The organism is Streptomyces sp. FXJ1.172 (assembly GCF_001636945.3).
Classification (GTDB): Bacteria; Actinomycetota; Actinomycetes; order Streptomycetales; family Streptomycetaceae; genus Streptomyces.
Genome location: NZ_CP119133.2, coordinates 6,933,939 through 6,946,870 on the forward strand (window position 1 = coordinate 6,933,939; position 12,932 = coordinate 6,946,870).

Sequence of the window (12,932 nt, forward strand, 5' to 3'; positions counted from 1 at the left end):
CGGGCCCTGTCTCGCGTACGGACCACGTCCTCTTACGATCAGGTGCACCACGAGCCCTCCCTTGGAGTCCACTCAATGAAGACGATCGACGAACTTCTCGCCGCCGGCGTGAGCGGCAAGCGGGTCTTCGTCCGCGCCGACCTCAACGTGCCGCTGGACGGCGCCACCATCACCGACGACGGCCGTATCCGCGCCGTCCTGCCCACCGTCAAGGCCCTCGCGGAGGCGGGCGCCAAGGTGGTCGTCGCCTCGCACCTGGGCCGCCCCAAGGGCGCCCCGGATCCCGCTTTCTCGCTGCTGCCCGCGGCCGAGCGCCTCGGCGAGCTGCTCGGCGCCCCGGTCGCCTTCGCCCAGGACACCGTCGGCCCCGCCGCGCACGAGGCCGTCGACGGCCTGCAGCCCGGCCAGGTCGCGGTCATCGAGAACCTGCGCTTCAACGCCGGCGAGACCTCCAAGGACGACACCGAGCGGGGCGAGTTCGCCGACCGGCTGGCCGCCCTCGCCGACGTCTACGTCGGTGACGGCTTCGGTGCGGTGCACCGCAAGCACGCCTCGGTCTACGACCTGCCCAAGAAGCTGCCGCACTACGCCGGCCACCTCATCGCCACCGAGGTCGGCGTCCTGAAGAAGCTCACCGAGGACGTCAAGCGCCCCTACGTGGTCGCGCTCGGCGGCGCCAAAGTCTCCGACAAGCTCGCCGTCATCGACGAGCTGCTCGGCAAGGCCGACCGCCTGCTCATCGGCGGCGGCATGGCCTACACCTTCCTCAAGGCCAAGGGCCACGAGGTCGGCATCTCCCTCCTGCAGGAGGACCAGATCCCGGCCGTCACCGAGTACATGGAGCGTGCGGAGAAGAACGGCGTCGAGCTGGTGCTCCCCGTCGACGTCCTTGTCTCCACGCAGTTCCCGGACCTGAAGACCAAGGCCCCCGCGAACCCCACGACCGTCGCCGCGGACAAGATCCCCGCCGACCAGGAGGGCCTGGACATCGGTCCGGAGACCCGCAAGCTGTACGCCTCGAAGCTCGCCGACGCGGCCACCGTCTTCTGGAACGGCCCCATGGGCGTCTTCGAGCACCCCGACTACGCCGAAGGCACCCGGGCCGTCGCCCAGGCCCTCGTCCAGTCGGACGGCTTCACCGTCGTCGGCGGCGGTGACTCCGCCGCGGCCGTGCGCACGCTCGGCTTCGACGAGAACGCGTTCGGACACATCTCGACCGGTGGCGGCGCCTCCCTCGAATACCTCGAGGGCAAGACGCTCCCCGGCCTCGCCGCACTGGAGGACTGACCCCGTATGACCACCCGCACGCCGCTGATGGCGGGCAACTGGAAGATGAACCTCAACCACCTCGAGGCCATCGCCCACGTCCAGAAGCTCGCCTTCGCCCTGGCCGACAAGGACTACGAGGCCGTCGAGGTCGCCGTCCTGCCGCCCTTCACCGACCTGCGCTCCGTGCAGACCCTGGTCGACGGCGACAAGCTCAAGATCAAGTACGGTGCCCAGGACATCTCGCAGCACGACTCCGGTGCCTACACCGGCGAGATCTCCGGCCCGATGCTGGCCAAGCTGAAGTGCACGTACGTGGTCATCGGCCACTCCGAGCGCCGCCAGTACCACGACGAGACCGACGAGCTGATCAACGCCAAGGTCAAGGCCGCCTACAAGCACGGCCTCACCCCGATCCTGTGCATCGGCGAGGAACTGGAGGTCCGCGAGGCGGGCAACCACGTCTCCCACACCCTCGCCCAGCTCGAGGGCGGTCTGAAGGACCTCCCGGCCGAGCAGGCCGAGACCGTCGTGATCGCCTACGAACCCGTATGGGCCATCGGCACCGGCAAGGTCTGCGGTTCCGGGGACGCCCAGGAGGTCTGCGCCGCGATCCGCGCCAAGCTCGCCGAGCTGTACTCGCAGGACGTGGCCGACAAGATCCGCATCCAGTACGGCGGCTCCGTGAAGTCGGGCAACGTCGCCGAGATCATGGCGCAGGCCGACATCGACGGCGCCCTGGTCGGCGGTGCCTCGCTGGACGCCGACGAGTTCGTCAAGATCGTGCGTTTCCGCGATCAGTGACGCACGCTGTGAGTAGGCGGTAGCGACGATACGTCGTACCCTTGCGGGGGCACAGCCGGTGTGCTGTGCCCCCGTCGTCCATCCGAATCCGAGGAAGTTGGTCCAGCCGTGGTTTTGGGGTTCTCGATCGCCCTGATCATCTTCAGCCTGCTGCTGATGCTGCTGGTGCTGATGCACAAGGGAAAGGGCGGCGGCCTCTCCGACATGTTCGGTGGCGGCATGCAGTCCTCCGTCGGCGGCTCCTCGGTCGCCGAGCGCAACCTCGACCGGATCACCATCGTGATCGGCCTGCTGTGGTTCGCGTGCATCATCGTTCTCGGCATCCTGATGAAGTCGAACGGCTGAGACTCCCGCACAGCACGCACATCACGCATATTCGGTACGTAAGGCCCCATGTTCGGTACGCGCTCCTGAGCGCGGCCTATCATGGGGCTTGCGTCTGGGTGTGAGGGCTTGTAACTCCAATCACTGGACGCGCGTTGGGCCTTACGTAGACTGAGGCGCTCGCAGCGAAGCGGAACGCCGACTCGCTTCGCGGCACCATCACGCAGGGAGTTACGACCGTGGCAAGTGGCAACGCGATCCGAGGAAGCCGGGTCGGGGCGGGGCCGATGGGCGAGGCCGAGCGTGGCGAGTCCGCGCCGCGTCTGCGCATCTCCTTCTGGTGCTCCAACGGGCACGAGACGCAGCCGAGCTTCGCCAGCGACGCTCAGGTTCCGGACACTTGGGACTGCCCGCGCTGCGGCTTCCCGGCCGGCCAGGACCGGGACAACCCGCCGGACCCGCCGCGCACCGAGCCCTACAAGACGCACCTCGCCTATGTGCGGGAGCGGCGCAGCGACGCGGACGGCGAGGCGATCCTCGCTGAGGCGCTCGCCAAACTGCGGGGCGAGATCTAGGGATTGTGACCGGCCGGGCGCCTCAGGGTGCCGGGCCGGAGCCATTTCCGCCCGCGCGCACGACCCGTTGTCAGTGGTGCCCTCTACGGTTGTGTGCATCAGGCGGTGCGCCGATGCACCGGTGCATCGTGAGGGGGGGGCGGATGGCTGCGATCGGGGCGGTGAGCGCGGGGGCACCCGCGTGGCGCGGGGGATTCGGCCGGCTGTGGACGGCCGCCGTGGTCTCCCGGTTCGGGGACGCGTTGCGCGCGGCCGCACTTCCGCTGCTCGCCGTGCGGCTCACCGACGACCCACTGGTCATCGCTTCGGTGACGGCCTGCGGCTACGTGCCCTGGCTGCTGTTCGGGCTGCTCGGCGGAGCCGTGGCCGACCGCGTGGACCAGCGGCGGGCGATGTGGGCCGTGGACACCGTGCGCGGGCTGCTCGTCGCCTCGTTCGCCCTCCTGGTGGGGGTGGGCCTCGCCTCGGTTCCCCTGCTGCTCGCTCTGGCCTTCGCTCTCACCACGCTCCAGACGCTGTTCGACAACGCCGCGACGGCCCTGCTGCCGTCGCTGGTGCGGCGCGAGGCCCTCGGCGGGGCCAACGCCAGGCTGATGACCGGCCAGCAGCTCGCGGGCGGGCTGCTGGCGGGCCCCTTCGTGCCCCTGCTGCTGTCCGTCGGCGTGTTCCTGCCCTTCGTCGCCGACGCCGGCACCTTCGTCCTGGCCGCCGCCCTGGTCGCCTCCTTGCGGATACGGCCTGTGGACCGGGAGCCCCGTCCGGCCGGCGGCACCCTGCGCGCCGAGATCGGAGCCGGTCTGCGCGCCCTGTGGCGAGACCGCGTGCTGCGGGCCGTGTGCCTGGCCACCCTGCTCTGCAACATCGGCATGGGCGCCCTGATCGGCACCCTGGTGCTGCATGTGACGCGCTGGCTGCACGGCGGCGACGGGGCCTACGCGGCAGCCATGACGGCCTACGCGGCCGGCAGCCTGACCGGCGGTTTCCTCGCCCAGCGCATCGCGCGCCGCACCGGGCGGGCCCGCGCCCTCCTGGTCGCCGGGACCGTCCAGACGGCCTCGCTGATCCTCATCGGCTCGCTGCGGCACCTGGCCGCCCTGCTCGCCGGCATGCTGCTGCTCGGCGCGATGAACATGGTCTGGAACGTCAACCAGGTCACGCTGATGCAGGAGCGCAGCCCCGCCGCCATGGTGGGCCGCGTCTCCGCCGCCTTCCGCACCTCCTCCACCTCCGGCGTCCCGCTCGGCGCGCTCCTCGGCGGCGCGGTGGCCGGCGCCGTGGGGCTGAACGGCCCGGCCCTGCTCGCCGCCGCCCTGTTCACCCTGGCGGTCACCTCGCTGATACCGGCCCGTCAGCCGGACGTACCTGTTGTTGCGCCGCACGACGACGCCGCGACGGCTCGCACCGCGCGGTGATCAATTAGGTTGGAACAGCTGGGACAGGCACGAAAGAAGGCGGAAGTCGGAAATGAACGCAGACGGCCGTACCAGGCTCAACCAGACGCCCGAATGGGCCGCTCTCGCCAAGCACCGCGAAGAGCTGGCCGACACCCATCTGAGGGAACTGTTCGCCGCCGATCCCGGGCGCGGTGAGGGGTACACGCTCCAGGTCGGTGACCTGTACATCGACTACTCGAAGCACCTGGTCACCGACGAGACGCTGCGGCTGCTGCGCGAGCTGGCCGCCGCCACGGACGTGTTCGCGCTGCGCGACGCCATGTTCCGCGGCGAGAAGATCAACGTCACCGAGAACCGCGCGGTGCTGCACACCGCGCTGCGCGCCCCGCGCGACGCGGTGATCGAGGTCGACGGCGAGAACGTCGTCCCGAAGGTGCACGCCGTGCTCGACAGGATGAGTGACTTCGCCGACCGCGTCCGCTCCGGCGCCTGGACCGGCCACACCGGCAAGCGCATCAAGAACGTGATCAACGTCGGCATCGGCGGCTCCGACCTGGGTCCCGCGATGGCCTACGAGGTGCTGCGCAGCTTCACCGACCGAGGGCTGACGGTCCGCTTCGTCTCCAACGTGGACGGCGCCGACCTGCACGAGGCCACCCGGGACCTGGACCCGGCCGAGACGCTGTTCATCATCGCCTCCAAGACCTTCACCACCATTGAGACGATCACCAACGCCACCTCCGCGCGCTCATGGCTGCTGGACGCGCTGGGTGACGATTCCGCGGTCGCCAAGCACTTCGTGGCCCTGTCTACCAACGCCGGGAAGGTGGCCGAGTTCGGCATCGACACGGCAAACATGTTCGAGTTCTGGGACTGGGTCGGCGGCCGGTACTCGTACGACTCCGCGATCGGCCTGTCCCTGATGATCGCCATCGGCCCGGACCGCTTCCGCGAGATGCTCGACGGCTTCCGGCTGGTCGACGAGCACTTCCGCACCGCGCCCGCCGAGGCCAACGTCCCGCTGCTGCTCGGCCTGTTGGGCATCTGGTACGGCAACTTCCACGACGCCCAGTCGCACGCCGTCCTGCCCTACAGCCACTACCTCTCCCGGTTCACCGCCTACCTCCAGCAGCTGGACATGGAGTCCAACGGCAAGTACGTGGCGCGCGACGGCAAGCAGGCCGACTGGCAGACCGGCCCGGTGGTGTGGGGCACGCCGGGCACCAACGGGCAGCACGCCTACTACCAGTTGATCCACCAGGGCACCAAACTCATCCCGGCGGACTTCATCGGCTTCGCCGAGCCGGTGGCCGAGCTGAGCGGTGGACTCAAGGCGCAGCACGACCTGTTGATGGCGAACTTCTTCGCCCAGACCCAGGCCCTCGCCTTCGGCAAGAGTGCCGAGGAGGTCCGCGCGGAGGGTGTCGCCGAGGAACTGGTCGCGCACAAGACCTTCCAGGGCAACCGGCCCACGACGACCATCCTGGCGAAGGAACTCACCCCGTCCGTCCTCGGCCAGCTGGTCGCCCTCTACGAACACAAGGTGTTCGTGCAGGGCGCCGTGTGGAACATCGACTCCTTCGACCAGTGGGGCGTCGAGCTGGGCAAGGTCCTCGCCAAGCGGGTGGAGCCCGCGCTGACCGAGGGAGCGCAGGTGCCCGGCCTGGACGAGTCGACCAGGGCGCTGGTCGCCAAGTACCGGGAGCTGCGCGGCCGTAGCTGAGCGGGCCCCCGCGGGAGCCGGGTACGGCCCGGCCGTCCGGCTCCCGCGCAGGCCGGCCGTCCGGCTCCCGCGCATGCCCGGTGCTCACGGGTGCCCCGCACGGCAGGGCCCCGGCTCAGGCCACCGCGCTCAGCGTGTCCGCGAGCCGTCTGCGTGCCGCGCGGGCAGCGGGCAGCGCGGCGAGCGCGGCCGCTCCCAGCACGGCGGCCGAGCCCAGCACAAGCAGCAGCCCGGGCGAGGGGGACTGGGCGATCCCCGCGCCGATGCCGCTGGAGGCGCCCTGGGCGTCGATGAGCCGGCGGGCCAGCGGCAGGCCGAGCACCGTGGCGGCAAGTGCCGCGGCCAGCGCCGTACAGCTCGTGGCCGTGACGGTGATCGCGGTGATCTGCCGCGGGGACATGCCGATCGCCCTGAGGGCGAGCACGTCCCGCTCGCCCTCGCGGACGCTCCCGCCGATCGCGGTCAGCAGCTCGACCAGCCCGATCAGGGCGAGCACCGCGATCAGGCCGGCGACGACCGCGCGCAGCGGGGACAGCCCGTCGGCCGGGTTCGGCACGGCGTGCACGTCCAGATGGCCCCGGCCGGCCGCGGTGAGCGCGGCGGACACGCGGTGCGGGTCGGCGCCCGGGCGCAGTCGCAGCTCGTAGAAGGCCGGGGCGAGCTGCGGGTCGTTCTCGCGGAGGGTGTCCAGGGAGGTCGTCACCACCCGGCCGGCGTTCTGCGGTTCGATGCTGCGGCCGACGATGTGGAGGATCTGCGGCCGGTCGCCGACCATCATCCGTACCCAGTCGCCGACCCGCGCGTGCAGCAGGTCCAGCAGCCCCTGCCCGGCCACCGCCTCGTCCGGTCCGCGCGCGGCCCGGCCCTCGGCGAGGGCACAGGGGTAGGGCCGGGCGTCGGTGCCGAGGCCGCGCAGGGCGATGGTCCCGGTCTGCCCGGGCACCAGCGCGGCCAGCTCGACTCCCGGATAGGCGGCGGCCACGCGGGAGTCGCCGGTCAGCAGGGACCGTAGGTCCGCCGGGGACGGTTGGCCGTCGGTGCGGACCGTGAGCGAGGTGGGCAGACCGACCCGGGCCGGGCTGGTGTGGAAGCGGTCGATCGTGGTCCAGGCGCTGAGCGCCACCACGATCAGCAGCATCGGCAGGGCCAGCCGGGCCACGGTGGCCACCGAGCGTCCGCGCCCCGTGACCACTTTGTGGCAGCCGAGGACCAGCGCGGCCGGCAGCCGCAGCCCGAGCGCCCGCCGGGCCGCGCCGGTGAGCCGTCCGCCGGCCGCCGCGGCCGGGCGCGGCACCGGAACCGGCGGCACCCGGCCGGCCCGCCAGGCCGCGAGGCCCGTGGTCAGGCCGATGAACAGCACCGCTCCCGTGGGCACCGCCAGCAGTGCCACGGTGTGCCCCGGCAGGCCCTGCCACACACCGACGGCGTCACCGAGCCGCCCCGGGACCCGGCTGCCCAGGGTCTGGGTGAGCGCGGCGGTGGCCACGGCTCCGAGCAGGGCGTAGGCGAGGTGCTGGAGCAGGAAGATCCGTACGACCTGGCCGGGGGTGAAGCCGATCGCCTTCAGCACCGACAGGTCCCGCAGATGGCCGCGGATCCGGGTGGCGATCGCCCCGTGCACGGCGAACCCGGCCGCGATCAGCGCGCCGAGACCGAACAGCCCGAGCACCTGCCCGAGCAGCCGGTTGTCGCCCTGTGCCTGGGCGCGCGCCTGCTGCCAGGTGGAGACCTCGCCGACCGCGCCCGCGCCGAGCACGGTGACGGCGCGCTGCACCGCGTAGTCGGTGTCCGCCGGTTCGCGCAGCCGCAGCCCGATGACCTGGCCGCCCGGCGCCCGGACCGCGGCCGGCAGGGCCCAGACCAGCCCCGGCTGTTCACCGGGGCTGTAGGCGGGTTCGGCGCTGTCCGCGATGCCCTCGACGGTCAGGGTGCGGGCGGTGCCGGGCAGTGTCAGGGTGTCTCCGGGCTCGGCCAGCAGGGCGCGGGCCAGGCCGCTCTCCAGCACCACCCCGTCCGGCTCGGCCGGATCCAGCCAGTGCCCGGCGGTGAGCAGCGGGCGGCCGACGGAGGGCAGGTGCGCGGTGCCGCGCAGTTCCACGGAGGCACGGGTGCCGCGTGCGGCGACGGTGGCGGACTCGGTGCGATAGGGACCGGCGACGGACGTGACGCCGTCCAGCCCGGCGAGCCTTGCGGTGTCCGCGGACTGTGCCGTGTGGATCCACACGTGGGCCCCGCGCGCCTCGGCGAAGGTCCGCTGCCAGGGATTGGTCGCATAGCCGAACAGGGCGGTGGCCAGCAGCAGTGAGGCGACGATGCCGGCGGTGGCCAGCACGAGGAACAGCGCCTCGCCGCGATGCGTGCGCAGATCGGAGTGCGCCCAGCGCAGGGTGGCCCGCACGGTCAGTCCTTCAGCTCCAGCACACCGGAGATGCCGGCCCGGCGCGGCGGCGCACCGTCCAGCACGGCATCGTCCGCTATCCGGCCGTCGAAGAAGCTGATCACCCGGTCCGCGGCGCTGGCCAGCCGGGCGTCATGCGTGACGAGCACGATCGTCTGGCCGCGTCCGTGGAAGCGGGACAGCAGCCGCATCACCTCGCGGGTGCCCTTGCTGTCGAGACTGCCCGCGGGCTCGTCCGCGAGCAGCAGCGGCGGATGGTTGACCAGGGCTCGGGCGAGGGCGACCCGCTGCTGCTCACCACCGGACAGTTCACCGGGCAGGCTGCGCTCCTTGCCCTGAAGACCCAGCTCGGCCAGGAGCGCCTCGCGCTCGGCACGGGCCTTCTTCGGGGGTGCACCGGCCAGCAGGGCGGGCAGTTCGACGTTGTCGGCGACGGACAGGCTGGACACCAGGTTGAAGAACTGGAAGACGATGCCGATGGCCCGGCGGCGCTCCACCGCCCAGCGTGCCTCGCTGAAGGAGTCCGTGCAGCGGCCGTCCAGCCAGATGCTGCCCGCGTCCGGTCGCTGCAGTCCGCCCAGCAGGTGCAGCAGCGTCGACTTGCCGGCGCCGGACGGGCCGGTGATCGCGACGAACTCGCCCCGGGCGACGCTCAGGTCCACCCCGCGGACGGCGTGCGCGGGCGCGCCCTCGCCGTGGTGGGTCTTCACCAGCCCCTCGGCGCGGAGCACCGGAACACGGTCCTCGCTCATTCCAGTTCCTCCTGGCACCGCTCCAGCCAGTCGAGGTCGGCCTGCAGGTGCAGCATCGCGCCCTCGATCAGCAGGTGGGCGATTCGGTTGTCCCGGTTCTCGGCCGCGGCCAGTTTCGACAGGCTGCGCATGGTGTTGAGGTACTGGCGCCGCTGCTTGTTGATGAGGGCGATCTGGTCGGCGAGACCGGTCTGCGGGGCGAGGGCCAGCTTCATGAAGAACTCGTCCCGCACCCGCGGCTCGTCCTCGGTCTCCTCGAACCAGGCGTGCAGCGCCTCCCGCCCGGCGTCGGTGAGGTGGTAGACCTTCTTGTTGGGCCGGCTGGACTGCTCGACGTCCTCGCCCTCGATCAGCCCGGACTTCTCCAGGCGGCCGAGAGTGACGTAGATCTGGCCGACGTTCGGCTGAGGGTACGCGGAGCCCAGCAGTTGCTCAAGGTCCTGCTTCAGCTCGTAGCCGTGGGCGGGGCCGCGGGCCAGGAGTGCCAGGAGGGCAAGGCGCACTCGTGCTGTCCTCCTGTCTGCTCACAATGTGCTCCAGGCCCTAGTATCGCCCATACCTAACAGGTATACATGGCCCTGACTCCCGGGGCGAGGGCGCCCGGAGCCGTGTGTACGTGTTCAAGGAGGAACCTATGCGGTGGATACGCGCCGCCGGTAGGGGCCTCCTCGTTCTGGTCGTGATCATCGCCGGGTACGTCACCTCCGGCGCCCGCGCCGAGGAGGGTACGGGCGGTGGGCGCGGCCCGCTCACCCTGGCCACCGCCGGCGACCTCACCGGCTATCTCGGCCCGCTGCTCCAGGGCTGGAACCGCACCCACCCCGGCGAGAAGGTCACCCTCGTCGAGCTGCCGGACTCCTCCGACGAGACGTACGCGCAGATGACGACCGACCTGCGCGGCGGCGACCGGAGCCGCTTCGACGTCCTCAACATCGACGTCAACTGGACCTCTCAGTTCGCGGCGGCCGGCTGGATCCGCCCGCTGCCCCCGGGGCGCTTCCCGCTGAAGAGCTTCCTGCCGCCGGTCGTGGACACGGCCACCTACGACGGGCGGCTGTACGCGGTGCCGTACGTCACGAACGCGGGTCTGCTGCTGTACCGCAAGGACGTCCTCGCCAGGGCGGGCGTGCCGCCGCCGCGCACCTGGGCCGAGCTGGAGCGTGCTGCCAGGACCATCGCGCCCAGGTACGGACTGGGCGGTTACGCCGGTCAGTTCCTGCCGTACGAGGGCCTCACCGTCAACGCGGCCGAGGCCGTGTACTCGGCGGGCGGCAGCATCCTCGGCGACGAGGGCACCCGGGTCACCGTCGACTCGGCCGCCGCCCGTGAGGGCATCGGCTTCCTCGCCCGCGGTGTCCGCGAGGGCTGGATCCCGAAGGCGGCGCTGACGTGGAAGGAGGAGGAGTCCAAGCAGGCCTTCCAGGACGGCAGACTGCTCTTCCTGCGCAACTGGCCCTACGCCTACGCCGTCGCCTCCGCCAGGGGCTCCAAGGTCGCCGGCCGGATCGGCGCCGTACCGCTGCCCGGACCCGACGGACCGGGGACGAGCGTCCTCGGCGGCTCCAACCTCGCGGTCAACACCCATGCCCGGCACCCCGATTCCGCCGCGCGCCTGATCGCCTACCTCACCAGCGAGCAGGTCCAGCGCCAGGTGCTCACCCGGGGCGCGCTGCCGCCCGTACGCGCCGCGCTCTACCGGGATCCCGCACTCGTCCGGCAGTTCCCCTATCTGCCGACCCTGCGCACCGCCGTGCTCACCGCCGCGCCGCGCCCCAAGAGCGCGCACTACGACCAGGTCAGCCTGGTGGTGCAGGCGGTGGTGTACGGCGCGCTGACCGGGCGCGAGACGCCCGAGCAGGCGGTGCGACGACTGGCGCGCGAACTCGACGCCATCGCCCGTCGATAGTCTCCGGATCCTCCCGACAGCCGCCTCTCTAGTTACATGTTAGGTAACGCGGACATCTCATCTCAGTTCGCGATGTCCTATTAGTTCCTGGTTTGCTCACTCAACTCCTCGGTAGCTTCCGTTCTTTTCGTTGACACCTTCGCGATACGCCTACCTAACATGCATGCATGTTGAGTAAGCACGGCTGGTGGCGTGACGCGGTGATCTACCAGGTCTACGTCCGCAGTTTCCTGGACAGCACCGGCGACGGCATCGGCGATCTCGCCGGGGTCCGCGCGGGGCTGCCGTATCTGAAGAAGCTCGGCGTCGACGGGATCTGGCTGAGCCCGTTCTACCCCTCGCCGCAGCACGACCACGGCTACGACGTGGCCGACTACTGCGGAGTCGACCCCCTCTTCGGCGACCTCGCCGAGTTCGACCTGCTGATGGCGGCCGCCCGCCGGCTCGGCATCAAGGTGCTCCTCGACATCGTCCCCAACCACTGCTCCAGCGAACACCCCTGGTTCCGCGAGGCCCTGCGCGGCGCACCCGGCAGCCCGGCCCGCGCCCGCTTCCACTTCGCCGACGGCCGTGGCCCGGACGGCGCCGAGCCGCCCAACAACTGGCACGCCATGTTCGGCGGCCCGGCCTGGACCAGGGTCGGCGACGGCCAGTGGTACCTGCACATGTTCACGTCGGAACAGCCCGACTGGAACTGGCGCGACCCCGAGATCCCCGCCGAGTTCGACCGCGTCCTGCGCTTCTGGCTGGACCGCGGCGTGGACGGCTTCCGCATCGACGTCGCCGCCGGCCTGTTCAAGCACCCCGAACTGCCCGACTCCGACGACCCCGAGGCCGACGCCCGCACCCGCGACTCGGTCAACCCGCTCGCCTGGAACCAGCCCGAGGTGCACGAGGTGTGGCGGCGCTGGCGCTCCATATGCGAGGAGTACCAAGAGCGCGACGGCCGCGAACGCCTCCTCGTCGGCGAGGTCTCCGTCCCCACCGCCCGCGAACACGCCCTGTACGTCCGCCCGGACGAACTCCACCAGGCCTTCTTCTTCGACCTGCTCGGCGCCCCCTGGGACGCCGACGCCTTCCGCAAGGTCATCTCCGAGGCCATGCAGGACATCGCCGGCACCGGCTCCACGGTCACCTGGGTCCTCAACAACCACGACCAGGTCCGCACCGTCACCCGCTACGGCGAACCCGCCACCGAGGGCAGCGGTCTCGGCGCCGTCCGCGCCCGCGCCGCCGCGCTGCTGATGCTGGCGCTGCCCGGCGCCGCGTACATCTACCAGGGCGAGGAGCTGGGGCTGCCCGAGGTCGTCGACCTGCCCGACGACGTCCTCACCGACCCGATCTTCCACCGCACCGGCAGCCGCGCCCGCATCCGCGACGGCTGCCGGGTGCCGCTGCCCTGGTCCGGCCAGGCCTCCCCGTTCGGCTTCACCTCCGGCGCCGAGGGGGCCAAGCCCTGGCTGCCGCAGCCGGAGTACTTCGCCGAGTACGCCACCGACCGCGCCCTCGCCGACACCCGCTCCTTCTGGCACCTGTACCGCGATGGCCTCCAACTGCGCCAGTCATTGCCCCAGTTGGGCGAGGGAACGCTGCGCTGGCTGGACAGCCCGCCCGGTGTCCTCGCCTTCGCCCGCGGCGACGGCCTGGTCTGCGCCGTCAACTTCACCACGGCCCCCACTCCCGCGCCGGTCTCCGGCACCCCCCTGCTCTCCAGCGGCCCCTGCCCGCCCGGCGTCCTGCCCGGCTCCACGGCCGCCTGGTGGCTGAACGACCTCTGAACCCCCGCCCAA

General features: G+C 71.5%; 11 protein-coding genes. 8 read left to right on the forward strand and 3 right to left on the reverse strand.

What is annotated here, in order from left to right:
• Positions 1-75: 75 nt before the first annotated feature.
• The 6 genes from A6P39_RS31110 to pgi all read left to right on the forward strand — a co-directional run bounded on the left by A6P39_RS31110 (position 76) and on the right by pgi (position 6,086).
• A complete protein-coding gene (locus tag A6P39_RS31110; protein ID WP_067048524.1) occupies positions 76-1,287 on the forward strand; it encodes a phosphoglycerate kinase in 1,212 nt (403 codons plus the stop codon).
• A gap of 6 nt (positions 1,288-1,293) precedes the next feature.
• Positions 1,294-2,070: a triose-phosphate isomerase gene (tpiA, locus tag A6P39_RS31115; protein ID WP_067048526.1), complete on the forward strand. Its 777-nt coding sequence runs from the start codon at positions 1,294-1,296 to the stop codon at positions 2,068-2,070.
• A gap of 114 nt (positions 2,071-2,184) precedes the next feature.
• Positions 2,185-2,415: a preprotein translocase subunit SecG gene (gene secG, locus A6P39_RS31120; RefSeq protein ID WP_067048529.1), complete on the forward strand. Its 231-nt coding sequence runs from the start codon at positions 2,185-2,187 to the stop codon at positions 2,413-2,415.
• A 218-nt stretch (positions 2,416-2,633) separates the two neighbouring features.
• On the forward strand, positions 2,634-2,969 hold the full coding sequence (locus tag A6P39_RS31125) for an RNA polymerase-binding protein RbpA (RefSeq protein ID WP_003957010.1): 336 nt from the start codon (positions 2,634-2,636) through the stop codon (positions 2,967-2,969).
• A 143-nt stretch (positions 2,970-3,112) separates the two neighbouring features.
• Positions 3,113-4,381, forward strand: a complete 1,269-nt coding sequence (locus A6P39_RS31130) for an MFS transporter (protein WP_079133513.1) — start codon at positions 3,113-3,115, stop codon at positions 4,379-4,381.
• Between the two features lie 52 nt (positions 4,382-4,433).
• Positions 4,434-6,086 (forward strand): glucose-6-phosphate isomerase, encoded by a 1,653-nt coding sequence (gene pgi / locus A6P39_RS31135; RefSeq protein WP_067048532.1) that lies wholly within the window; start codon positions 4,434-4,436, stop codon positions 6,084-6,086.
• Between the two features lie 115 nt (positions 6,087-6,201).
• Here pgi and A6P39_RS31140 read toward each other — a convergent pair whose 3' ends face one another.
• From A6P39_RS31140 to A6P39_RS31150, 3 genes are read right to left on the reverse strand one after another with little or no spacing between them, the layout of a single operon-like run.
• Entirely contained in the window at positions 6,202-8,484 is a 2,283-nt protein-coding gene (locus tag A6P39_RS31140; protein ID WP_067048536.1) for an ABC transporter permease, read from the reverse strand.
• A 2-nt stretch (positions 8,485-8,486) separates the two neighbouring features.
• Positions 8,487-9,236 carry an ABC transporter ATP-binding protein gene (locus A6P39_RS31145; protein ID WP_067048539.1) on the reverse strand — a complete coding sequence of 250 codons (750 nt, stop codon included), beginning with the start codon at positions 9,234-9,236 and terminating at the stop codon, positions 8,487-8,489.
• Complete coding sequence (locus tag A6P39_RS31150) at positions 9,233-9,739, reverse strand: PadR family transcriptional regulator (RefSeq protein WP_067048542.1); 507 nt, start codon at positions 9,737-9,739, stop codon at positions 9,233-9,235. The genes A6P39_RS31145 and A6P39_RS31150 overlap by 4 nt, the downstream gene beginning before the upstream one ends.
• Before the next feature lie 131 nt (positions 9,740-9,870).
• Between A6P39_RS31150 and A6P39_RS31155 the strand changes: the two genes are divergently transcribed.
• Together A6P39_RS31155 and A6P39_RS31160 are read left to right on the forward strand one after the other, a co-directional pair.
• Positions 9,871-11,142, forward strand: a complete 1,272-nt coding sequence (locus A6P39_RS31155) for an ABC transporter substrate-binding protein (RefSeq protein WP_067048545.1) — start codon at positions 9,871-9,873, stop codon at positions 11,140-11,142.
• 167 nt (positions 11,143-11,309) lie between these two features.
• Complete coding sequence (locus A6P39_RS31160) at positions 11,310-12,920, forward strand: glycoside hydrolase family 13 protein (protein ID WP_199840855.1); 1,611 nt, start codon at positions 11,310-11,312, stop codon at positions 12,918-12,920.
• Positions 12,921-12,932: the final 12 nt, after the last annotated feature.

Coding starts and splice junctions, on each gene's coding strand:
- A6P39_RS31110 (WP_067048524.1), top strand. CDS start 76: ATGAAGACGATCGACGAACTTCTCGCCGCCGGCGTGAGCGGCAAGCGG.
- tpiA (WP_067048526.1), top strand. CDS start 1,294: ATGACCACCCGCACGCCGCTGATGGCGGGCAACTGGAAGATGAACCTC.
- A6P39_RS31130 (WP_079133513.1), top strand. CDS start 3,113: ATGGCTGCGATCGGGGCGGTGAGCGCGGGGGCACCCGCGTGGCGCGGG.
- pgi (WP_067048532.1), top strand. CDS start 4,434: ATGAACGCAGACGGCCGTACCAGGCTCAACCAGACGCCCGAATGGGCC.
- A6P39_RS31145 (WP_067048539.1), bottom strand. CDS start 9,236: ATGAGCGAGGACCGTGTTCCGGTGCTCCGCGCCGAGGGGCTGGTGAAG.
- A6P39_RS31155 (WP_067048545.1), top strand. CDS start 9,871: ATGCGGTGGATACGCGCCGCCGGTAGGGGCCTCCTCGTTCTGGTCGTG.
- A6P39_RS31160 (WP_199840855.1), top strand. CDS start 11,310: ATGTTGAGTAAGCACGGCTGGTGGCGTGACGCGGTGATCTACCAGGTC.